Source organism: Pelagibius marinus (assembly GCF_014925385.1).
Classification (GTDB): domain Bacteria; phylum Pseudomonadota; class Alphaproteobacteria; order Kiloniellales; family Kiloniellaceae; genus Pelagibius; species Pelagibius marinus.
This window is the reverse complement of the sequence record NZ_JACSDK010000020.1, coordinates 110,750-131,224: the sequence shown is the minus strand read 5'-3', so window position 1 is coordinate 131,224 and position 20,475 is coordinate 110,750. Positions and strand designations below refer to the sequence as shown.

Below are 20,475 nucleotides of genomic sequence, written 5' to 3'. Positions count from 1 at the left end.
CCAAGCCTCTAAACTGCCGCCCGCCCGGACCGGCTTCACCGGTCTGTTGAGAAATCCAATGCAGAAGTCTTGGGGAGGAAAGTCATGGCGAAAACGGCACTGGTGACCGGTGCGAGCTCGGGCATCGGCAAGGCGGCGGCGTTGGCGCTGGCCAAGGCGGGCTACAAGGTCGCCATCTGCGCGCGGCGCGAAGAGGCGCTGAAGGAGACCGCAGCCGAGGCCGGTGGCGACATGCTCGCCATCCCCTGCGACGTTTCCAATCCCGATTCGGTTGCGGCGATGTTCGCCAAGATCGAAAGCGAATTCGGCCGCCTGGACGTGATCTTCAACAACGCCGGCACCAACGTCCCCGCCACCAACTTCGGCGATCTGGAGTGGAGCGCCTGGAAGAAGGTCATCGACGTCAACCTGAACGGCATGTTCCTCTGCGCCAGCGGCGCCTTCAAGCTGATGCAGCGCCAGAAGCCGCAGGGCGGGCGCATCATCAACAACGGCTCCATCTCCGCCCATGTGCCGCGCCCGGGCTCGGCGCCCTATACCTCCTCCAAGCACGCGATCACCGGGCTGACGCGCTCGATCTCTCTCGACGGGCGACCCTACGACATCGCCTGCGGCCAGATCGACATCGGCAACGCCGCCTCGCACATGACCGAGGCCATGTCCGCCGGCGTGCCCCAGGCCGACGGCTCCATGAAGCCGGAGCCGACCATGGACGTGGCCCATGTGGCCGACGCCATCGTGCACATGGCCGGCCTGCCGCTGGAGGCCAACGTGCAGTTCATCACCATCATGTCCACCAAGATGCCCTTCATCGGGCGCGGTTGAGGCGCTAGCGCTCCCGCTTCGCCGAGGCTCCGCTGTCCAGCAGCGGCGCGGCATCCAGGCCGGCCGCGCCCATCATCGCCGCGACCTCGTCGAGGGTCTTGATGATCTGGCGCTGGCGCGCCGCCGGCAGATCCCCGAAAACCTCGATGAAGCGTTCGTGCAGCAGGGGCGGGGCCTTGCGCAGCAGGGCGCGGCCCTGGCGCGTCAGGCGGCTGTGCACCACCCGGCGGTCGCTGGCGCTGCGATAGCGCTCGATCAGGCCGCGGTTTTCCAGGCGGTCGAGGATCGTCGTGACCGTGCCCTGGCTGAGACTGACGTGGCGTGACAGCTGACCGCTGGTCACCTCTCCCAGATCACGCACCGCCTGCAGCACTACGGTCTGCGGGGTGGTGAGGCCGACCTCGCGGGCCAGGCGCTTGGAATGCAGGTCGGTGGCGCGGATGATGCGCCTCAGCGCGGTCAGGACCTCCTGCGAAGGATCCTCTCCGTTGTTTCCCGAATCCGACCGCACCTTGCGCCGTTCCGCAGCGGCATTTTCTGTTAACGCCATGACAAACCTGAATCCTTCTCCACCGCGCCCTTGAGTCCTTTGACTTGAAAACTTTTGAGTTGAAAATATATTAGAGGGACCTGAGACAACGCTCAAGCAGCTGCGCCCCGCCGATGCTCATTCCGGCAAAGGGGTGCGCCCCTTCCAAGAAAATCGAAAGGCAATGAATATGCGGCTTAGCGAAATGCAGACCCAGAGGGTGCAGGACCACACCGGCGCCAGCGTCGTGCCGGACGACAATCCCTCGATGCCGTTGCTGAAGCAGAACTTCGGAGACCACACCTTTTTCCTCGACAACGAAGGCCTGCACGTCTGGGAGGCCGTCGACGACGATCCCTCCGACGGCGCCAAGCTTGTCGGCGTGCGCATCGCGTCGTGGAGCGAAGGCGAGGAAAAAGCACTGGTGCCCCACGATCCCGCGCCGAGCCACGTTCTCGAGGCGCCGGACGCGGAATCCTGAGAGCTAGGGAGGCGGTGATGTGGCGGGCGCCCCCGGCTGTGTGGGATTGCCCCGAAACGGCAACGCCGCGCCCTCCGCCCGAGCGGCCGCCGGAACCGGTGCCGCCGCCGATGCCCGATCCGGATGAGCCCGAAGAGCCGCCGGTGGAGATCCCACCGGACTATCCGGATCGGCCGGAGCCGGAGGTCCCGCCGGATTGGCCGGATCAGCCGGAAATTCCGCCGCAGGAGCCGGAGCGCCCCCCGTCACCGTAATGAAGACACCCCCTTCCGCCTGGGCCAGCCGTTCAGCAAAGGTGGGAAAAGTCGAGCGGGCCGCAGCAAGTCAAGCTGCGGCCCTTCTATTTTGTGGCACCGGAAGAATTGGGATGAAGATCGCAACGACCGCCATTAAGCGTTGCGGCACTTCCTGATGGGTTCGGATTTCAGAATGTCGTCGACGATCAATTCAGCCAGAACCTCAGGTTCGTTGTCTGAATAGAATAAGTACGTCCTGTTCCGGCAGGCATTGTCAGCAGTACCAAATTTCTCTTTACATATCCCTGCCGCAGCAAGCTGCTTGGCTCGTCCTGGTCCGTAGTCAAAATACACGCTGAAAGTCACATAGAAATCGGGTTCGGCCTCAACGTCCCGTACTTGAAGCCTGGGCAGCGCATGCTTCAGAAATGTTGCATATCGCTCCTTGTCATCGCTCTCTTTCTTCATTGTGCTTTGATACCGGAAGCTACCAGGCGAAAGGTCTCCTTCAATGGTGTTCGTGCTTGGCGCCGCGCACATGCGGCTGCGAGCCGCATCGACATCGGCACCCGCGTCACCGGTCCACTGGCGAATTGCTCCCGAAACTGCGATGACGCCGATGATTGCCAAGCCGACGCATACCTGGCGCAGCGTCTTCTTTCGATCAGACTCCGAGAATATACTTGGCAACGCCTATCCTCGACGACGTGAGCGGATGCTCAGGATAAGGGCTCTCTTACCCTTATTCGAGCGCTTACTTTCTGAAGAAAATTCTTTCTTCACTAGGGCCTCCGCGATACCCGCAGGTTTCCAGGGAGCGTTCATCCTATGTCTTCACGTTTCCCCAACTTTGCTGAACGGCTGGTCCGCCCGGGAGGGGGGGTCCTTTTGCGCGTCCTTCCGGCGCGGCGTCCTTCAGTCCTCGCGGAGCGGTCCGCGGCGCAGCTTCTTGATCTGACCGCGCTGGGTCTTGGCCTCCAGGCGCCGCTGCTTGGCCGCCTTGGACGGGCGGGTCGGCCGGCGCGGCGTCGGCGGGATGGCGGCCTCGCGCAGCAGCTCGACCAAGCGCTCCACCGCGTCCTCGCGGTTGCGCTCCTGGCTGCGGAAGCGGTTGGCGGTGATCACCAGCTCGCCTTCCTTGGTCAGGCGCTTGCCGGCCAGGCGCTCGGCGCGGGCGCGCAGGGCCGGCGGCAGGGAAGGCGAGTGCCGCAGGTCGAAGCGCAGCTGCACCGCGGTGGCGACCTTGTTGACGTTCTGGCCGCCGGGGCCGCCGGCGCGCAGGAAGGTCTCCTCGATCTCGTCCGGATCGAGGTCCACCGAGTTGGTGATCTTGATCATGTCCCGGACTGCTCTAGTGGAAGGTCACGTGAGGGCGGCGCGGCGCTGCCGGTTGCCGGCCAGGGCGTGGCCGGCCAGGGTCGCGATCACGATGGCGCCGCCCACCAGCGCCCAGTCGCCGGGGTACTCGCCGATCACCAGCCAGACCCAGAGCGGGCCCAGCACGGTCTCCAGCAGCATCAGCAGGCCGACCTCCGCCGCCGGCAGGTAGCGCGGCCCGGCGGTGATGAGCGCGAAGGAGATCGGCGCCACCAGGAGGCCCATGAGCAGCACGGCGACCAGCTGCGGGCCCGCCGGCACCATGTGGCCCGGCTCCAGCCATAGCGCCAGGGGCAGGGCGACCAGGGCGGTCAGGGTGCCGGCCAGGGACATGGCCGGGATCATGCTGACGGCGCGCCCGTGGCGGGTGATGGTGAGGCTGGCGCCGATGCAGATGGCGCAGCAGAGGGCGGCGAAGTCACCCCACAGCGAGCCGCTGCCCAGGTCCTCGAAGACCAGCAGGCTGATGCCCAGCAGGGTGAAGCAGATGGCCAGCCAGGTGCGCAGGGGCACCGCCTCGCCCAGGAAGCTGCGGCTCAGCAGGGCCGCCACCAGCGGGGCAACCGCGACGATGATGAGGGCGTCGGCGACGGCGGTGTAGGTCAGGGCCAGGATGAAGAAGACGGTGCTTCCGGTGAAGACCAGGGCCAGCAGGATGCCGCAGCGGCCGATCGAGCGGATCTGATCCATCACCCGGTCCTGGTGGAAAATGGCCAGGATCGCCAGGATGCCGACCGCCTGGAGCACCCCGCGCCAGACCAGCAGCGAGAAGGGCTCCATGCCCGACAGGCGGATCAGCAGGCTGTCCGGAGTCAGCACCATGACCCCCAGGGTCGTCAGGAGCAGACCTTTCTGATGGTCGGGCAGGGGGGACTGTGAGACGGACATACGAGGAAATCCGGGCTTTTCTCTAGTTTGGGGCCGGAGTGGTGGCCCAGCTGTAATGGGCAATCTAGGGTTGTTGGCTTTCAGATGCCAGTCTATTTGACATTCCGGCGGCCCTGCGTATAGTCCCGGCTTCCTTTCCGGGAATGTGGGAGGGCCAGAAGGCCTCGACCCCGCCCAGAAGCTCCTGAAGGTTAGCCTTTTTTGGCGGACCTTCGCAAAGGCTGGAATCGACCGGCCGGCCCCTTGGACAGGTTCCCGCGGGCCGCTTCCTGGGACTACCGGAACAACAAGGCCGACCCCGAAACGGGGCGGCATCATGAAACAAAGGAGCCGCTCGGCCATGTCCAAGCGCGTTGCGTCGAAGTACAAGATCAACCGCCGCCTCGGGGTCAACCTCTGGGGCCGTCCCAAAAGCCCCGTCAACAAGCGCGAATACGGTCCCGGCCAGCACGGCCAGCGCCGTCGCAAGCCGACCGATTTCGGCATCCAGCTCGCCGCCAAGCAGAAGCTGAAGGGCTACTACGGCAACATCGGCGAGAAGCAGTTCCGCCGCTACTACGACGAGGCCAACCGGCGCCGCGGCGACACGGGTGAGAACCTGGTCGGCCTGCTGGAGCGCCGCCTCGACGCCGTCGTCTACCGCGCCAAGTTCGTGCCGACCGTCTTTGCGGCCCGCCAGTTCGTCAACCACGGCCACGTCACCGTGAACGGCAAGCGCGTCAACATCCCCTCCTACCAGGTGAAGGAAGGCGACGTGATCCAGGTGAAGGCCAAGAGCCGTGAGCTGCCGCTGGTCCTCCAGGGTATCGAGTCCGTGGAGCGCGATCTGCCGGACTACCTGGAAGTCGACCACAACCAGATGAAGGCGACCTTCGTGCGCGAGCCGAAGCTGGCCGACGTGCCCTACCCGGTTTCCATGGAACCGAACCTGGTCATCGAGTTCTACTCGCGCTAAGCCGCGGGACAGACCCGAAAGAGGGCCGGCCGCGATCGTGAAGATCGCGCCGGCCCTTTTCTTTTGCCGATCAGAAGCCTGCGGTAGAATGCGCCCCTAACAACTAAAGCGCCGGCCAGGATGGTCCCAAGGCCCCAACAAAGCCAAGGCGTGACAGAGGAGGAACTGCGGGACATGGCCAAGCTACGTATCACCGCCGGCAGCGTCGCCATCGAGGTGGAGACCCGGGACACGCCCACCGCGGCGGCGATCCTGGAGGCGCTGCCCATCCGCTCGACCGCGCGGACCTGGGGCGACGAAGTCTACTTCGACACTCCCGTCAGCCTGCCGCGCGAGCCCGACGCCAAGGCGGTGGTGGAGGCGGGGGAGATCGCTTTCTGGACCGACGGCGACGCCATCGCCATCGGCTTCGGGCCGACGCCGGTCTCCCGAGGTGATGAGATCCGCCTGGCCTCGCCGGCCAACATCTGGGCCGATGCTCTGGATGACGTGACCGCTCTGGCGGCGGTGCGTGACGGCGCGGCCATCACCGTGGAAGCGGCGGACTAGCCAGGGCGCCGCTATATCCTCATCCTCGAAATTACTTTCGCATTCTCGTCCAAGTTATTGAATTTGCGATAATTATGTCTTCACGCTGAGACGGCGCATGAGGCTGTGCGGGCGCGGCGGCCGGCCGGCTATTGCGCCGCTGCCAAGCGGGCCACCGGCGCCTCGCGGATCGGCCAGTGCAGGGCGGCGGCCAGCAGGCCGAGCGCCACGCTGCCCCACCACACCACGTCGTAGGAGCCGGTCACGTCGAAGAAGTAGCCGCCCAGCCAGACGCCCAGGAAGGCGCCGATCTGGTGGCTGAAGAAGACGATGCCGAACAGCATGGCCATGTGCCGGGTGCCGAAGAACTGGGCCACCAGGCCGGAGGTCAGCGGGATGGTCGACAGCCACAAGAGGCCCATGGCGCCGGCGAAGATCAGCACGCCGGCCTCGCTGGCCGGCAGCAGGACGAAGACGGCGATGACCGCCGAGCGGGCCAGGTAGAGCCCGGAGAGCAGGTACTTCTTGCTGTAGCGCCCGCCCAGCATCCCGGAGGTATAGGCGCCGACAATATTGGCCCCGCCGACGATGGCCAGCGCCCAGGCGGCCAGGCCGGAGTCCAGGCCCAGGTCGGTGATGTAGGGCGGCAGGTGGGTCTGGATGAAGGAAACGTGGAAGCCGCAGACGAAGAACCCGAGGGTCAGGAGGACGTAGCTCGGGTGCCTGAAGGCTTCCGCCAGGGCGCCGGCGCTCGATTGCTGCAGGGCGCCGTGGCTCTCCGGGCGCCGCCCGGCCAGCGTCGCCCCCAGGGGCACCATGACCAGGGCCAGGAAGCCGAAGAGCGTCAGCGCCGTGGACCAGCCGTAGGCGCTGATGAAGGCCTGGCCCAGGGGCACCACGAAGAACTGCCCGGCCGAGCCCGCGGCGGTGCCCAGGCCCAAGGCCCAGGAGCGCCTGTCCTCCGGCATCAGCCGGGTGAAGGCGGCCAGCACGATGGCGAAGGAGGCGCCGGAGATGCCGACGCCGACCATCAGGCCCGTGGACATCATCAGCAACCCGGGTGTCGAGGCGCCGGCCATGACAAAGAGGCCGGCGGCATAGAGCAGGCCCCCTCCGGCGAGCACCCGCCCGCTGCCGTAGCGGTCGGCCACCGCGCCGGCCACCGGCTGGCAGACGCCCCACAGCAGGTTCTGCACGGCGATGGCGATGGCGAAAACCTCACGTCCCCAGCCGAAGTCGCCGGACATGGGCGCGAGGAAGAGCCCGAAACTGGCGCGGATGCCGAAGGACAGCAGGGCCAGCAGGCAGCCGGCGGTGATGATGACGGCCGGGGTGCGCCAGCCGGGCAAGGCGGGCCGCGGCGCAAGGGGGTCGGCGGCAGAGGACATAAGGACAGGGCTCCGAGGGGGCACAAGGGGCTGCGAGATGAAGTGGAGAGGCGCGCAGCGCCCCGCTGAGAACAATCTAAGGGCGATCAGATCATTCCGCTAATTCAATTTATGAATTTTTATTATGCCAGTTCGGAATGTTCAGAGGCGGCCAGCATGTCCTGAATGGCGGCCTCCAGGTCATCCACCACCGGCGCCAGCGAGCCGATATAGCGGCCGCGGGCGATCCACACCGCCAGACGGTAGTCGAGTTCGGGCACCTCGATGGCGCGCAGGCGGTCGCGGTAGGCGCTGTGCCGCAGCAGGCAGGTCGGCACCAGCCCCAGGCCGTTGCCGCGGGCGCAGAGGGAGAGCAGCAGTTCCTGGTCGAAGGCCTCGACGGCCACGTTGAAGGGGGCGCCGGCCCGCTCCAGGGCGCGCCTGACGGCGGTGCGGTAGCTGCAGCCTTCGGGATGCACCACCCAGCCTTCCGGCGCCAGCTCGGTCAGCGAGGCCCGCGCCGGCAGGGGCGAGTCCTTGGCGGCCACCACCAGCAGCCGGTCGTGGCCCACCTTGCGGATCGGCGCGGCGGAGGCCGGCTCCGTGGTGTTCGACGACAGCACCACGGCGGCGTTCATGGCGTTGCTCTCGACATCCTTCACCAGATCGCCGCTCCAGTCGCTGCTGACCTCGAAGACCAGGGCGGGGAAGTCGCGGCGCAGCGCATCGAGCGGCTCGTTCAGCACCAGCTGCGACAGCCCCAGCGACACCCCCAGGCGGAACCTGCCGTGCGGCGCGGCGCCCTCGGCGACGCTGCCCGAGAGGTCGTTCAGCGCCTGCAGGACGCGGCGCCCGTGGGCCAGGGCCTGGCGGCCGGCGGGGGTCAGGGTCGGCGGCTTGCTGGTGCGGTCGAAGAGGACGGCGTCGAGTTCGGCCTCAAGGCGCTGGATAAGGCGCGACACCGCCGGCTGGGTGAGGTTCAGCCGCGCCGCGGCGCCGTGCATGGAGCCCGCCTCGGCCACCGCCAGGAAGGCCCGGATCTCGGAAATCTTCATGCCGGAAACTTAATGTAGAAGATGAGATCATGCCAAAGCAGAAAGCCGCCCGGGGCGCCGCTGTGCAGATTTCGCTTCAAGAGCATTGCTTTAAGTGTAGGTATTTAATCAAGCAATAACAACTAGTTGTCACCCTTAGCTCATCTTAAGATACGACTTTAAGAAGCCGCATCGCGGGCGTCGGCGGCGGCGCAGGGCGAAGCCCAGATGAAGGAGTGGCCATGCCAGAGAGTACAGCGGCGCGGACCGCCGCCGGACCATGACCAGCCCCGCGATCAAGGTCCTCATCCTCACCGCGGCGGCGGCGGTGATCTACCTCTTCGTCATGGAGATCAGGCGCAGCCGGCGCGCGGCGCGGCTCATTGCCTGGGTGCAGGAGAACCACCCGGCGGCCTGGGGCGCTCTGCCCTGGACGGCGCGCAAGATCCACCGTCTGGGCGCCCTCTACCAACTGCACAGAGCCAAGGCCATCGCCGATCCTCACTTCGAGGCGGAGCTGAAGGCGACCAAGCCCTTGCGCAGGGAGGAGTGGCCCGCCCTCGCCGTGGCGGTCGGCGCCTTCGCACTCCTCGCCCTCGGGCTCGAGCTCGGCTGGTGGCGCTGGTAAAGCGCGGCTGCGCAGACGGTAATTCGGCTCTCGCTCGTCCGGATCAGACGCCTCGGGCGGACCTTCGGCGCAATTGACCTGGCGCAAGGGGCTGGCGATGCTCGCGGGCGAAGATGGCCCAATTAGCCGACAGCAGAGGGGAGGCCCAGCCGTGAACATCAAGATCGCCGACCTTATGGCCAAGCGGGTGATCTCCGCCCAGCCGCACCATAGCATCGACCATCTGCGCGGCCTCATGGAGCGCAACCGCATCCACGCGGTGCCGATCGTGGGGCCGGAGGGCGAGGCCGCGGGCATCGTCACCACGGCGGATGTCGCGCGCAAGCTGAAGGGCGAGACGCCGGTCAAGCGGATCATGACCACGAATGTCCATTGCGTGCCGGCCTACAACGACGTCAGCGCGGCGGCGCGCATGATGCGCAAACACCGCATACACCACGTGGTGGTGACCCACGAGAAGCGCGTCGTCGGCATCCTCAGCTCGCTCGACCTGCTGAAGCTGGTCGAGGGCCACCGCTTCACCGCCAAGAACGCCCCGGCCCCGCGCAGGGCGCGCAAGTCCGCCTGAGCCTGGGCGCGGGGCCAAAAAGAAACGGGCTTATCACTGAAACAAAGGTAAGGGCCCGCTTCGGACAAGGGTTGACCAACTACATGTAGCGTTTTGACCGGCCATCAAAAAAAGGCCGGGTCGGAACTTACTCCGCATCCCGCCGCCCAACCGCTAATAGCCATTTCGTGACGCTGGCGTGGCAACAAGAACTAGGATGGCAGCCGCTATTGAGGGCATAAGCATCTCGCCCATGTCCTTCACGCCTGCAAATCTGCAGTCGAAAGTCTCGACGTCGTAGATGAAGAGCGTTCCCAGGAGACCGAGCGACAGGAACATCGAGGTGAAGTTCCGCTTGATGATTGCCTCTCTCGTCAACCTCTTGGTCTTGAACAGGGGCATCATTCGGGCTGCCGCCTGCAGTAGCAGCCAGTCTCCAGGCAGGACGGCGAAGACATTGAAGACCAGCAGCCAGGCATAGAACGAACCGAGCTCCGGATGCCCGCAGGCGGCAAAGGCATCGAAGGTCTCCCGCGCGCCGGGGACGATATAGTGGAGAAAGGAGAGGCCTGGGTTAGGAGACAGCGCCAGCCAGGCAGACTCGAAACCCTTGAAGGCGACGTAGTTGATCACCAGGAAGCTGGCGAACAGAAGCGGAATGACCCACCAGCGCAGCGCCTGGTAGTCCCGCAGCAGTCCCATGCGCCGGGCATAATCGTGAGCGGAAGTGATCGTCAGCCTCCCTGCCAGCTGGCTTCGACTCTCCACAGCGCAATGATGCCCTGTCGATTGCTCCTGCGTAACCCCAAAATCGATCAGGATGCCCAGAGGGCAGGCTACCTGGGCCGGAATATAGGTCCGACAGGAAAACCGGGCCCCGTGAGGCGGAAACGCTCTATCTGATCTCGTGGGGTAGTGGAAAGGTGGGTCAGAACAGGGAAGCCGGGGTGCGTTCTGCCAGTACCTGTTCAAGAACTTCTGGTCCCTGGCGTCTCGCCCAGGCCAGGCGGGCCGACCACTTCTTCGGCCCTGGTTCCGGTTCGTCCGGAGAGCGAATCCCACCTCGCAAGGTGCTGCGCAGTTCGCAGCCCTGGGCATGGCCAAACAGTATGCGTACCTGGCTAAGAGGTGGAATGCGCTCATACAGTCCCAGAGGATCGCCTTCCTCGCCACAGATCTCCTGCTTGGCATTCCACCGGAAGCCGGCTTCGCTGAGATAGCGGTGAAGGTGCTTCCTGCTCAGGCGATGATAGACGCCTATGAACACCCGCTCCAGGTAGGCGCCGAAGGATTCACTGGTGTTGTTGTGCACCTCGCCTCGGACGAACTCCTTCTTTCCATGGTTGACCGATTGGTGTGAACGATAGTGCTCACCGAGCTTCCGGTAGACACTCGCGCCGTCGCTCATAATGTCGGCGTTTTCATCGATGTAGCGATGCATGAACGGGCCGACGTGCTTTGCACTATCGCCGACAACGTGAGACGCTCGAACGAAGCCCTCCCGGTTCGCCGCGATGACGACCTGGGGCTTGTTGGTGCCGTGTCCCCTCTTGTGCTTGACGTTTTTCTGGTAGCGCGGCGCGCCGCCGACGTACTTGTCGTCGATCTCGACGACGCCGGTCAATGCCTTGGCCATCTGCTGATGCCTGTGCATCAGCTCGCGGCAGGCATGCATGATCTTCCAGGCCGTCTTCTGGGGCAGGCCGAGCCAGCGACCGAGAACAACCGAGGAGAGGCCCTTGCTCGACCACAGCATCAGCCAGAAGGCCTCGATCCAAACCGTCAGAGGCAACTTCGTCGCGTGCAGCGGGGTCTTCGTGGTGACCGTGAACTGCCGGTGACATTCGGCGCACTCGTAGAGGCCAGGCCGCGCACTCTTGCCGCGGAGTGGCCAGGATCTCAGGCCGCCGCAGTGTGGGCAGATCCTGCCGTCCGGCCAAAGGGCCTCTTCGAGAAACCGCCGGCATGCGGCTTCATCGGGAAGCTGCTGGCGGAGCATCCGCAGGGAATCTCGCGAAGCCTTTCCCGCGCCGGGCTTTGATCGGCGCCGGCGGGCTGCACCCTTGGAATCTGTCATGTTGGAACGGCCTCCTACTACAAGATATTGGTTCGGAAGTCGTTTTTAGGCCGTTAAAAATATCTACAATGCCCGATAATCAAGCGATTGAATTATCTGAACTATTCAAGGGCACCTTCTTTTCAGTGATAAGCCCGAAAAGAAAAGGCCGCCTCCCTTCCGGGAAGCGGCCCTTTTCGTGTCGGTCCGGTGCGGCGCCGGTCAGGCGGCCGGCTTGGCCTCGATGCCGTTGGTCTGCAGGAAGTCCTGCAGCTCGCCGTTCTGGAACATCTCGCGGATGATGTCGCAGCCGCCGACGAACTCGCCCTTCACGTAGAGTTGAGGGATGGTCGGCCAGTTGGAGAAGTCCTTGATGCCCTGGCGGATGCCCGGGTCCTGCAGCACGTCGACGCCTTTGAACTTCACGTTGAGGTGCGAGAGGATCTGCACCACGGCGGCCGAGAAGCCGCACTGCGGAAACACCGGCGTGCCCTTCATGAACAGCACGACCTGGTTGTCGTCGATCTCCTGCTTGATCCGCGCGGCTACGGTTTCGTCCATAACCTTAACTCCTTTCCCATTATACGGCGCGCCAGTCGCTTCGCCGCACGGCCCCCCAGAGGGCCGCCGTTGATCCTTGGTTCTATGCCTCAGGCGGCACCGAGGTCTGCACCATCAAGGCATGAAGCTCGTTGCCCATGCGGCCCTGCAGGGCCTCGTAGACCATCTGGTGTTGCTGCACCCGGGTCTTGCCGCGAAAGGCCTCGGACACGATGTAGGCCGCATAGTGGTCGCCGTCGCCGCGCAGGTCGGTGATCTCCACCTGGGCGTCCGGCATCGCCGCCTTGATCATGCCTTCGATATCGCCGGGGTTCATCGGCATGCTGTCGATCCCAATCTCTCGTCCGTTCCGGGGCCCGCCAGGGGCCCTCGCATTCTTGTCAGCCGCGGCCGGGCCGCGCTCAGCGGTCCATGTAGCCGGGCAACCAGCCTTCGTGGCCGGCCCTGAGCTCCGCCAGGGATATGGCCTCTCCCTCCGCCAGGATCAAGCGGTCGCCACCGGTCTGCCCGATGACCCGGGCCGGCACCCCGGCCTCTACGGCCGCGGCCAGCAGGGCGTCCGCCTGGGCGGTGGTGACAAGATAGCGCGCCTGGTCCTCCCCGAACAACCACGCGGCAAGAGGGGGATTTCCGGGCTCTTGCTCCGCGCCGGTGATATCGGCGCCGCAGTCGCCGGCCAGGGCCATTTCCGCCAGGCCCACCGCCAGGCCGCCGTCGGAGAGGTCGTGGCAGGCGGTGATGCTGCCGTCACGGATCTTCGCGCGCACGAAGTCGCCGTGGCGGCGCTCCAGCTCCAGGTCGACCGGCGGCGGCGCCCCGTCGCTGCGGCCCTCGATATCGCGCAGGTAGATCGAGGCGCCCAGATGCCCGGCGGTCTCGCCGATCAGCACCAGGTCCTGGCCGGAGCCGGGCAGGGCCGCGCCGGCGATGTGGTCCAGGTCGTCGATCAGCCCGACGCCGCCGATCACCGGGGTCGGCAGGATGGCCTGGCCGTTGGTCTCGTTGTAGAGCGAGACATTGCCGGAGACGACGGGGTAGTCCAGCGCCTCGCAGGCCGCCTTCATGCCGGCGACGCAGCCGACGAACTGGCCCATGATCTCCGGGCGCTCGGGATTGCCGAAGTTCATGTTGTCGGTCACCGCCAGGGGCTTGGCGCCGACGGCCGTGAGGTTGCGCCAGCTCTCCGCCACCACCTGGGCGCCGCCGCGCTCCGGGTCGGCCTTGCAGTAACGCGGCGTGCAGTCGCTGGCCATGGCGAGGCCGCGGTTGGAGCCGTGGATGCGCACCACCGCGGCGTCGCCGCCGGGGCGCGCCACGGTGTCGGCCATGACCATGTGGTCGTACTGCTCCCAGATCCAGCGCTTGGAGCAGAGGTCGGGGGTCGCCATGAGGCGCTTCAGCGCCTCGGCGGGCTTGACCGAGGGGGTGAAGCTCGCGGGATCGATCTCGTCCTGCGGCTCGGTCGCCGTCCAGGGGCGGTCGTATTCCGGCGAGGCCTCGGCCAGCGGGTCGATCGGCAGGTCGCCGACCACCTCGCCGTTCATCTTCAGCACCATGCGGCCCGTGTCGGTCAGATGGCCGATGATGGCGAAGTCCAGGTCCCACTTCTGGAAGATGCCGCGGGCGAGATCCTCTTTGCCGGGCTGCAGCACGATCAGCATGCGCTCCTGGCTTTCCGAGAGCATCATCTCGTAGGGCGTCATGCCGTCCTCGCGGCAGGGCACCTTGTCCAGTTCCAGCTCCACGCCGGAGCCGCCCTTGGAGGCCATCTCGAAGGAAGACGAGGTAAGGCCGGCCGCGCCCATGTCCTGGATGGCGACGATGGCGTCGGTGGCCATGAGCTCCAGGCAGGCCTCGATCAGCAGCTTCTCGGTGAAGGGGTCGCCGACCTGCACGGTGGGGCGCTTCTCTTCGGAGTCCTCATCGAACTCCGCCGAAGCCATGGTGGCGCCGTGGATGCCGTCGCGCCCGGTCTTGGAGCCGACGTAGACCACCGGCTTGCCGACGCCGGCGGCCGCCGAATAGAAGATGCGGTCGGCCGGGGCGATGCCCACGGTCATGGCGTTGACCAGGATGTTGCCGTTGTAGGAGGGATCGAAGTTCACCTCGCCGCCCACGGTCGGCACACCCACGCAGTTGCCGTAGCCGCCGATGCCGGCGACCACGCCGGCGACCAGGTGGCGGGTCTTGGGGTGGTCGGGGGAGCCGAAGCGCAAAGCGTTGAGATTCGCCACCGGGCGCGCGCCCATGGTGAAGACGTCGCGCAGGATGCCGCCGACGCCGGTCGCCGCGCCCTGGTAGGGCTCGATGTAGCTGGGGTGGTTGTGGCTCTCCATCTTGAAGATGGCGGCCAGGCCCTCGCCGATGTCGATGACGCCGGCGTTCTCGCCGGGGCCCTTGATGACCTGCGGGCCGGTGGTGGGCAGGTACTTCAGCCACTTCTTCGAGGACTTGTAGGAGCAGTGCTCCGACCACATGACCGAGAAGATGCCGAGCTCCAGCAGGTTCGGCTCGCGCCCCATGATGTCGAGGATCAGGTCGTACTCTTCGTCATTGAGCCCGTGCTCGCGCACCACCTCGGGCGTGACCGGACGTTCATTGGCAACAGCGGAACTCACGACAGCGCCTCCACCAGACCGTCGAAGAGGGCGCGCCCGTCGGTGCCGCCCAGCTTGGGGTCGGCCAGGCGCTCTGGGTGCGGCATGAGGCCCAGCACCGTCTTGGTCTCGTTGTAGACCCCGGCGATGTTGCGCTGGGAGCCGTTGGGGTTCGCCGCCTCGGAGAGCTTGCCCTCCTGGTCGCAGTAGCGGAAGGCGATCTGGCCGCGGTCTTCCAGGGCCGAGAGGGTGTCGTCGTCGGCGTAGTAGTTGCCGTCGTGATGGGCGACGGGAATGCGGATCGCCTCGCCCTGCTCGTACTTGGCGGTGAAGAGGCTCTGGCTGGTCTCCACCTTGATGGTCACGTCGCGGCAGACGAAGCGCAGGTCGGCGTTGCGCATCAGCACGCCGGGCACCAGGCCGGTCTCGGTCAGCATCTGGAAACCGTTGCAGATGCCCAGCACCGCCACGCCTTTTTGGGCGCGGGCCACGACTTCCTTCATCACCGGAGAGTTGGCGGCCATGGCGCCGCAGCGCAGGTAGTCGCCGTAGGAGAAACCGCCGGGCAGGACGATAAGGTCGACTTTGTCGAAGTCGCTGTCCTTGTGCCAGACCATCAGCGGCTCGCTGCCCATTGATTGTCTGAGGGCGACCTGCACGTCGCGGTCGCAGTTGGATCCCGGAAACACGATGACCGCGGCTTTCATGCGCGCACTCCCAAGATTATCGGGCCCGTGAACCTCGGCCTCTGGCGCATCAAGCGTTGAGCTCGATGTCGTAGTTTTCGATCACTGTATTGGCGAGCAGCTTCTCGCACATGGCTTCGACCTCGGCGCGGGCCTTGGCCGGGTCGCTCTCGCTGAGGGAGAACTCGATGACCTTGCCCTGGCGGACGTCGTTGACGCCGTCGAAGCCGAGGGAGGAGAGGGCATGCTCGATGGCCTTGCCCTGGGGGTCCAGAACACCGTTTTTCAGGGTGACATGAACACGTGCTTTCATCGGGGGGGCCTTCATGGGCGAGACGCTGCGACTCGCGGGGGTGAAAGTTGGCCGGACATTAGCCGCGCCGGCCCGGCAAGACAACCGGGAAGACCGCTCGCATACCGGTGGAAAAGCCGCCCTCCGGCGGGCGCTTGCGGCGGCTGCGCAGGCACCCGCCCCGGTCGCGAAAATAGTTGACTTAGTCATATATATTGATTGAAATAATCATACAAAATGGCTTTGTGAATTTGCCGAAAAGGAGGGGCCGCAGCGATGTCTTCTCTTGCCGCCCGAGTGGACGCCGTCCGCCGCTTCACGCGCTTCTACACCCTCTATGCCGGCGTGCTGCACCGCCGCCTGCTGAACAGCGCCTTTTCCCTGACCGAGGCGCGGGTCATTTACGAGCTGGCCCACCACGAGACGGCGACCGCGGCGGAACTGGCCGGGGAACTCAACCTCGACAGCGGCTACCTGAGTCGCATCCTCAAGGGCTTCGAGAAGCAGGGCCTGATCGCGCGCCGCCCCTCCGAGAACGACGGCCGCGCCAGCCTCTTATCCCTGACCGAGGCGGGCGAGGCGGCTTTCGCCGAACTCAACGCCCGCTCCCGCGCCGAGACGGCGGCCAAGCTGGAGCGCCTCAGCGAGGCCGAGCAGGGCGAGGTGGTGGAGGCCATGGAGCGCATCCAGGCCCGCCTCAACGCAAAGACGCCCCGCAAGGTGCCCTACATCCTGCGCCCGCACCGGCCCGGCGACATGGGCTGGATCGTCCACCGCCACGCGGTGCTCTACAGCGAGGAGTGGGGCTGGGACGAAACCTTCGAGGCGCTGGTCGCGCGCATCGCCGCCGACTTTCTCGACAACTTCGATGCCAAGGGCGAGCACTGCTGGATCGCCGAGATGGAAGGCGAGGTGGTGGGCTCGACCTTCGTCGTCCGCCAGTCGGACAAGGTCGCGAAGCTGCGCCTGGTCTACGTGGAGCCCAAGGCGCGCGGCCTGGGCATCGGCGCGCGCATGGTGGACGAGGCCATCCGCTTCGCCCGCCGGCGCGGCTACAGGACCCTGACCCTCTGGACCAACGACGTCCTGGTCGCTGCGCGGCGCATCTACGAGGCCGCCGGCTTCAAGCTGGTGAAGGAGGAGAAGCACCACAGCTTCGGCCAGGATCTGGTCGGCCAGTACTGGGAGCTGGACCTGCGGTGACCGGGAGCCCCCGCCGATGAGCGGTCGCGCCTGGCCCGCGATTCTGGCCGCCGCGGCCGTCGGCCTGCAGGTCGGCGCCGCCACCGTCGCCTCGCGCGCGGTGGTCGCGGAGGTCGGTCCGGCCACGCTGGCCATGCTGCGCTACGCCATCGGCGCGGCCTGCCTGCTGCCCTTCCTGTGGTCGGCGCCGCGGGTGCGTTTTCGCCGGGCGGATCTGGCCGCGGTGGCCGCCCTGGGCATCGGACAGTTCGGCGTCCTCGTCTTCCTGCTGAACTTCGGCCTGCTCTACATCTCCTCGGCGCGCGCGGTGCTGCTCTTCGCCACCTTCCCGCTGATGACCATGCTGCTGGCCGCCGCCCTGGGGCGTGAGCGCCTGACTCTCGCCAAGACCGCGGGCGTGGCGATCTCCTTCGCCGGCGTCGGCCTGGCGGTACTCGACAAGCTCGCGATTTCGCGGGCAGGGCAGGGCGAGTGGCTGGGCATCGCCGCGGTGCTGGGCGCGGCGCTGACCGGCGCCGTCTGCTCGGTACTCTACCGGCCTTACCTCGAGCGCTACCCCACGCTGCCGGTCAGCACCCTGGCCATGCTCGCCTCGGTCTTCTTCCTGGTCTTCCTGGCGCTGCCCGAAGGCGCGCTGGACAGTATCCCACGCCTCGGCCCCGGCCCCTGGGCCGCCGTCATCTTCATCGGCCTGTCCAGCGGCGGCGCTTTCTTCTGCTGGCTCTGGGCCCTGGGCCGCCTGCCGCCGACCCAGGTCACGGTCTTCCTGTCGCTGGGGCCGGTGACCGCGGCGGCGCTGGGCAGCGCTTTCCTGGACGAGCAGCTGGGCTGGCTGACGCTGGCCGGCCTCGCCGCCGTGGTGGCGGGGCTGATCGTCGCCTTCGCGCGCCGCAGCGCGCGCCCGCAGAGCGCTAAAGCCAGCGCCTGACGCGGGCCTTGTAGTCCAGGTAGTCGCGGCCGAACTTGCGCTCCAGGTAGCGTTCCTCGCGGCGGATGACGCCGAACTCCATGACCAGGATGACCAGCGGGAAGAACAGCAGAACGCCCAGGCTGGCGGTGGCGCAGACCACGCCCAGATAGATCAGCGCCATGCCCAGGTAGATGGGGTTGCGGCTGCGGCGGTAGGGCCCTTCGGTCACCAGGGCGGTGGTCGGGCGGTGCGGCGGCAGCGGCGTGCCGGCGCCGATGAAGCGCCCCCCGGCCCAGAGGATCAGCAGCAGGCCGCAGCCGCCGAAGGTCAGGCCCAGCCACAGCCCGCCACTGGCGTCGCGCTCCGGCAATGTCGGCAGGTCCAGCAGCCGGTCGGCGCCGAGGCCTAGGGCCAGGCCGGCGAGATAGATGACAGGCGGCGGCGCGATCACGCCCGCCGTATCGTGCGGTCCCATCCTGCCTATTCGGGGGTTATCTTGGAGATCTTCGTGCCTTCGATCCCGAGGCCGCCCATCAGGCCCTTCTGGTCAAAGTAGAACACGTAGATGCTTTCCCTGGCCGAGGTCGTGGTGAACTTGCCCGCGATGCCCTTGTCGACCACCACCAGCGAGGGCGCCGAGCCGATCTCCCAGCCTTCGCTTTCGTCCAGGTAGCCCATCGCCTTCTCGTTCATGAAGAAGACGGCGTAGCCGAACTTCTGAATGCCGGCCTGCAACCCGATGGAGGCGGCGACGGTTTCGTAGTAGCCCGTCGCCTTGTCGCTTTTCAAGAGCGCCCCTTCGCCATAAAGGCCGCCAACGATCAGGCCGCCTTTCAGGACCTCCGGGAACACGAGGATGCCAAGGGTGTCCTTCTTCAAAAGCGCGGCGTCTTCGGATTTTTTCACCAAGGACTGCAAGGCCGCGCGGGATTTGCTTTCGATCGTGGCGGCGTCTTCGGCCTGCGCGGATGTAGTTTGGCCGACAGTCGCAATGGCGGCACAGAAGGCCAGGGCGGTCAGCACGCGGATGAACATTGATCACTCCTCCGAGGCACCGGTTGCGAGTGAGGTTGCAACTCTACAGTGTGCCGGAAGGCACTGTGAAGAAGGAAAGTGGTGCGGCCGGACGGCTCAGTCCGGGTTGATCTCGGTGATCTTGGTGCCTTCGATGGTCAGACCCGCCATCAGGCCCTTCTGGTCGAAGAAGAAGACGTAGATGTCCTTCCGGCCCGAGGTCGTGGTCAGCGAGGCCGCAGCGCCGGACTCGACGACCACCACGTTCGGGGCGGTACCGATTTCCCAGCCGTCACTGTTGTCGAGATAGCTGAGGCTTTTCTCGTTCATGAAAAAGACGGCATAACCGAAGGTCGTCAGGCCGGCCTGCAGGCCGAAGGAGGCGGCGGCGGTGCTGTAGTACTGCTTGACCGTGTCATTCTGGAACAGGGCGCCCTCGCCGTACTGGCCGCCGATGATCAGGCCGCCCTTCAGGATTTTCGGGAACACCAGGATGCCGGCGGCATCCTCGGCGATCTTGTCGGCAGGGGCGGAGTTCTTCTTGAGCAGCGCCAGGGCCTCGCGCGAGTCCCTCTCGATCGTGGCTGCCGTGTGCTCTTCCTGAGCGCCTGCAGGTGTGGTCGTGAAGGCGGCGGTGGCGATGACCGCCAGGACGGCCAGAAACGCCGAAACGCGAATCACCGGAAAGCGGAAGGGCATCGAATTCTCCTGGTCAGATTGGCAACCTCAACGCCGGCTATTCTACCGCAGTTCCAGCAGTCACGCGTAGTGCGAAGAAGAAGGCCGCCATTTCGGCCGCCGCCCTGCCTGCTTACCGCAGCACAGCCATTTGGCAAATGACCCTACTGAAGGAGGCGGGGGCCCTTCATGTCGACGGGGCCGGCCTCCGGCAGCACGCCGAGACGGCGGGCGACCTCCTGGTAGGCCTCCTCGACACCGCCCATGTCGCGGCGGAAGCGGTCCTTGTCCAGCTTCTCATTGGTGGCGACGTCCCACAGGCGGCAGGAGTCCGGGCTGATCTCGTCGGCCAGGACGATGCGCATTTCCTCGTCTTCCCACAGGCGGCCGAACTCCAGCTTGAAGTCGACCAGGCGCAGGCCCACACCGAGGAAAAGGCCGCAGAGGAAGTCGTTGATGCGCAGGGCGTACTGCAGCATCTCGTCGAGGTCCTGGGTGTTGGCCCAGCCGAAGGCGGTCACGTGCTCTTCGGAGACCATGGGATCGCCCAGCTCGTCGTTCTTGTAGTAGTACTCGACGATGGAGCGCGGCAGCGGCGCGCCTTCCTCCAGTCCCAGGCGCTTGACCATGGAGCCGGCGGCGACGTTGCGCACCACGATCTCGAGGGGAATGATCTCGACCTCACGCACCAACTGCTCGCGCATGTTGAGCCGGCGCACGAAGTGGGTCGGCACGCCGATGCTCTCCAGCCGCGTCATCAGGTATTCCGAGATGCGGTTGTTGAGCACGCCCTTGCCGGTGATCACACCCTTCTTCTGGTTGTTGAAGGCGGTGGCGTCGTCCTTGAAGTACTGGACGAGCGTGCCCGGCTCCGGCCCTTCGAAGAGGACCTTGGCCTTTCCTTCGTAGATCTGTCTGCGTCGCATCTCTTGCACCTGAAAGTGAGGCCGCCCGGGTGGGGCGGCGTGCATCTGGGGTGGGATTTATTTCCCATCACGCAGTTTTCGGTCGATCGCCTGCGCGTTCTTTTCCCTGCAGCTCTGGGCGGATTGCGGCCCCCGAAGGCTTTGGGTCTACGTCATA

25 protein-coding genes are annotated in these 20,475 nt (G+C 66.0%); 8 read left to right on the top strand and 17 right to left on the bottom strand.

Annotation, left to right across the window (positions count from 1 at the left end):
• Nucleotides 1–84: 84 nt before the first annotated feature.
• Entirely contained in the window at nucleotides 85–825 is a 741-nt protein-coding gene (locus H7X47_RS24645) for an SDR family oxidoreductase (RefSeq protein ID WP_193371433.1), read from the top strand.
• 4 nt (nucleotides 826–829) lie between these two features.
• On the opposite strand, the gene H7X47_RS24640 is transcribed toward H7X47_RS24645, so the two are convergent.
• On the bottom strand, nucleotides 830–1,375 hold the full coding sequence (locus tag H7X47_RS24640; RefSeq protein WP_193371432.1) for a MarR family winged helix-turn-helix transcriptional regulator: 546 nt from the start codon (nucleotides 1,373–1,375) through the stop codon (nucleotides 830–832).
• A 163-nt stretch (nucleotides 1,376–1,538) separates the two neighbouring features.
• Between H7X47_RS24640 and H7X47_RS24635 the strand changes: the two genes are divergently transcribed.
• The gene (locus tag H7X47_RS24635; protein WP_193371431.1) at nucleotides 1,539–1,835 is read left to right on the top strand and encodes a hypothetical protein; all 297 of its coding nucleotides are present in this window, start codon (nucleotides 1,539–1,541) and stop codon (nucleotides 1,833–1,835) included.
• 389 nt (nucleotides 1,836–2,224) lie between these two features.
• Here H7X47_RS24635 and H7X47_RS24630 read toward each other — a convergent pair whose 3' ends face one another.
• The 3 genes from H7X47_RS24630 to H7X47_RS24620 form a co-directional block, all read right to left on the bottom strand.
• A complete protein-coding gene (locus tag H7X47_RS24630; RefSeq protein WP_193371430.1) occupies nucleotides 2,225–2,701 on the bottom strand; it encodes a hypothetical protein in 477 nt (158 codons plus the stop codon).
• 285 nt (nucleotides 2,702–2,986) lie between these two features.
• Entirely contained in the window at nucleotides 2,987–3,409 is a 423-nt protein-coding gene (gene arfB / locus H7X47_RS24625; RefSeq protein ID WP_193371429.1) for an alternative ribosome rescue aminoacyl-tRNA hydrolase ArfB, read from the bottom strand.
• A 24-nt stretch (nucleotides 3,410–3,433) separates the two neighbouring features.
• Nucleotides 3,434–4,336: a DMT family transporter gene (locus tag H7X47_RS24620; RefSeq protein ID WP_193371428.1), complete on the bottom strand. Its 903-nt coding sequence runs from the start codon at nucleotides 4,334–4,336 to the stop codon at nucleotides 3,434–3,436.
• 340 nt (nucleotides 4,337–4,676) lie between these two features.
• Between H7X47_RS24620 and rpsD the strand changes: the two genes are divergently transcribed.
• Nucleotides 4,677–5,291 (top strand): 30S ribosomal protein S4, encoded by a 615-nt coding sequence (gene rpsD / locus H7X47_RS24615; protein WP_193371427.1) that lies wholly within the window; start codon nucleotides 4,677–4,679, stop codon nucleotides 5,289–5,291.
• A 174-nt stretch (nucleotides 5,292–5,465) separates the two neighbouring features.
• Nucleotides 5,466–5,840: a cyclophilin-like fold protein gene (locus H7X47_RS24610; protein ID WP_193371426.1), complete on the top strand. Its 375-nt coding sequence runs from the start codon at nucleotides 5,466–5,468 to the stop codon at nucleotides 5,838–5,840.
• A gap of 128 nt (nucleotides 5,841–5,968) precedes the next feature.
• Here H7X47_RS24610 and H7X47_RS24605 read toward each other — a convergent pair whose 3' ends face one another.
• Together H7X47_RS24605 and H7X47_RS24600 are read right to left on the bottom strand one after the other, a co-directional pair.
• Nucleotides 5,969–7,207 (bottom strand): MFS transporter, encoded by a 1,239-nt coding sequence (locus H7X47_RS24605; RefSeq protein ID WP_193371425.1) that lies wholly within the window; start codon nucleotides 7,205–7,207, stop codon nucleotides 5,969–5,971.
• Nucleotides 7,208–7,329: 122 nt separating this feature from the next.
• On the bottom strand, nucleotides 7,330–8,241 hold the full coding sequence (locus tag H7X47_RS24600) for a LysR family transcriptional regulator (RefSeq protein ID WP_193371424.1): 912 nt from the start codon (nucleotides 8,239–8,241) through the stop codon (nucleotides 7,330–7,332).
• A 259-nt stretch (nucleotides 8,242–8,500) separates the two neighbouring features.
• On the opposite strand from H7X47_RS24600, the gene H7X47_RS24595 reads away from it, so the two are divergent.
• The gene (locus tag H7X47_RS24595; protein WP_193371423.1) at nucleotides 8,501–8,848 is read left to right on the top strand and encodes a hypothetical protein; all 348 of its coding nucleotides are present in this window, start codon (nucleotides 8,501–8,503) and stop codon (nucleotides 8,846–8,848) included.
• Nucleotides 8,849–8,999: 151 nt separating this feature from the next.
• Nucleotides 9,000–9,416, top strand: coding sequence for a CBS domain-containing protein (locus H7X47_RS24590; RefSeq protein ID WP_193371422.1), 417 nt, complete (start codon nucleotides 9,000–9,002; stop codon nucleotides 9,414–9,416).
• Between the two features lie 153 nt (nucleotides 9,417–9,569).
• Here H7X47_RS24590 and H7X47_RS24585 read toward each other — a convergent pair whose 3' ends face one another.
• From H7X47_RS24585 to purS, 7 genes are all read right to left on the bottom strand, one after another.
• A complete protein-coding gene (locus H7X47_RS24585; RefSeq protein WP_193371421.1) occupies nucleotides 9,570–10,097 on the bottom strand; it encodes a hypothetical protein in 528 nt (175 codons plus the stop codon).
• Between the two features lie 226 nt (nucleotides 10,098–10,323).
• Nucleotides 10,324–11,472, bottom strand: a complete 1,149-nt coding sequence (locus H7X47_RS24580) for an IS1595 family transposase (protein ID WP_227010777.1) — start codon at nucleotides 11,470–11,472, stop codon at nucleotides 10,324–10,326.
• 201 nt (nucleotides 11,473–11,673) lie between these two features.
• Nucleotides 11,674–12,012 carry a Grx4 family monothiol glutaredoxin gene (gene grxD, locus H7X47_RS24575; protein WP_193371420.1) on the bottom strand — a complete coding sequence of 113 codons (339 nt, stop codon included), beginning with the start codon at nucleotides 12,010–12,012 and terminating at the stop codon, nucleotides 11,674–11,676.
• A gap of 82 nt (nucleotides 12,013–12,094) precedes the next feature.
• Nucleotides 12,095–12,334 (bottom strand): BolA family protein, encoded by a 240-nt coding sequence (locus H7X47_RS24570; RefSeq protein WP_193371419.1) that lies wholly within the window; start codon nucleotides 12,332–12,334, stop codon nucleotides 12,095–12,097.
• Between the two features lie 79 nt (nucleotides 12,335–12,413).
• Nucleotides 12,414–14,630 carry a phosphoribosylformylglycinamidine synthase subunit PurL gene (gene purL, locus H7X47_RS24565; RefSeq protein ID WP_193371418.1) on the bottom strand — a complete coding sequence of 739 codons (2,217 nt, stop codon included), beginning with the start codon at nucleotides 14,628–14,630 and terminating at the stop codon, nucleotides 12,414–12,416.
• Entirely contained in the window at nucleotides 14,627–15,316 is a 690-nt protein-coding gene (purQ, locus tag H7X47_RS24560) for a phosphoribosylformylglycinamidine synthase subunit PurQ (protein ID WP_193371417.1), read from the bottom strand. The genes purL and purQ overlap by 4 nt, the downstream gene beginning before the upstream one ends.
• 49 nt (nucleotides 15,317–15,365) lie before the next feature.
• The gene (gene purS / locus H7X47_RS24555) at nucleotides 15,366–15,608 is read right to left on the bottom strand and encodes a phosphoribosylformylglycinamidine synthase subunit PurS (protein WP_193371416.1); all 243 of its coding nucleotides are present in this window, start codon (nucleotides 15,606–15,608) and stop codon (nucleotides 15,366–15,368) included.
• A 255-nt stretch (nucleotides 15,609–15,863) separates the two neighbouring features.
• Between purS and H7X47_RS24550 the strand changes: the two genes are divergently transcribed.
• Both H7X47_RS24550 and H7X47_RS24545 read left to right on the top strand, forming a co-directional pair.
• Complete coding sequence (locus tag H7X47_RS24550; protein ID WP_193371415.1) at nucleotides 15,864–16,790, top strand: bifunctional helix-turn-helix transcriptional regulator/GNAT family N-acetyltransferase; 927 nt, start codon at nucleotides 15,864–15,866, stop codon at nucleotides 16,788–16,790.
• 16 nt (nucleotides 16,791–16,806) lie between these two features.
• Nucleotides 16,807–17,718, top strand: coding sequence for a DMT family transporter (locus tag H7X47_RS24545; RefSeq protein ID WP_193371414.1), 912 nt, complete (start codon nucleotides 16,807–16,809; stop codon nucleotides 17,716–17,718).
• Here H7X47_RS24545 and H7X47_RS24540 read toward each other — a convergent pair.
• The 4 genes from H7X47_RS24540 to purC all read right to left on the bottom strand — a co-directional run bounded on the left by H7X47_RS24540 (nucleotide 17,702) and on the right by purC (nucleotide 20,318).
• Nucleotides 17,702–18,175, bottom strand: coding sequence for a methyltransferase family protein (locus tag H7X47_RS24540; RefSeq protein WP_193371413.1), 474 nt, complete (start codon nucleotides 18,173–18,175; stop codon nucleotides 17,702–17,704). The two genes, H7X47_RS24545 and H7X47_RS24540, sit on opposite strands and share 17 nt — an antisense overlap.
• Nucleotides 18,176–18,180: 5 nt before the next feature.
• Nucleotides 18,181–18,735 (bottom strand): lipid-binding SYLF domain-containing protein, encoded by a 555-nt coding sequence (locus tag H7X47_RS24535; protein ID WP_193371412.1) that lies wholly within the window; start codon nucleotides 18,733–18,735, stop codon nucleotides 18,181–18,183.
• A gap of 96 nt (nucleotides 18,736–18,831) precedes the next feature.
• The gene (locus H7X47_RS24530; protein WP_193371411.1) at nucleotides 18,832–19,413 is read right to left on the bottom strand and encodes a lipid-binding SYLF domain-containing protein; all 582 of its coding nucleotides are present in this window, start codon (nucleotides 19,411–19,413) and stop codon (nucleotides 18,832–18,834) included.
• A 143-nt stretch (nucleotides 19,414–19,556) separates the two neighbouring features.
• Nucleotides 19,557–20,318, bottom strand: a complete 762-nt coding sequence (purC, locus tag H7X47_RS24525) for a phosphoribosylaminoimidazolesuccinocarboxamide synthase (RefSeq protein WP_193371410.1) — start codon at nucleotides 20,316–20,318, stop codon at nucleotides 19,557–19,559.
• Nucleotides 20,319–20,475 lie beyond the last annotated feature (157 nt).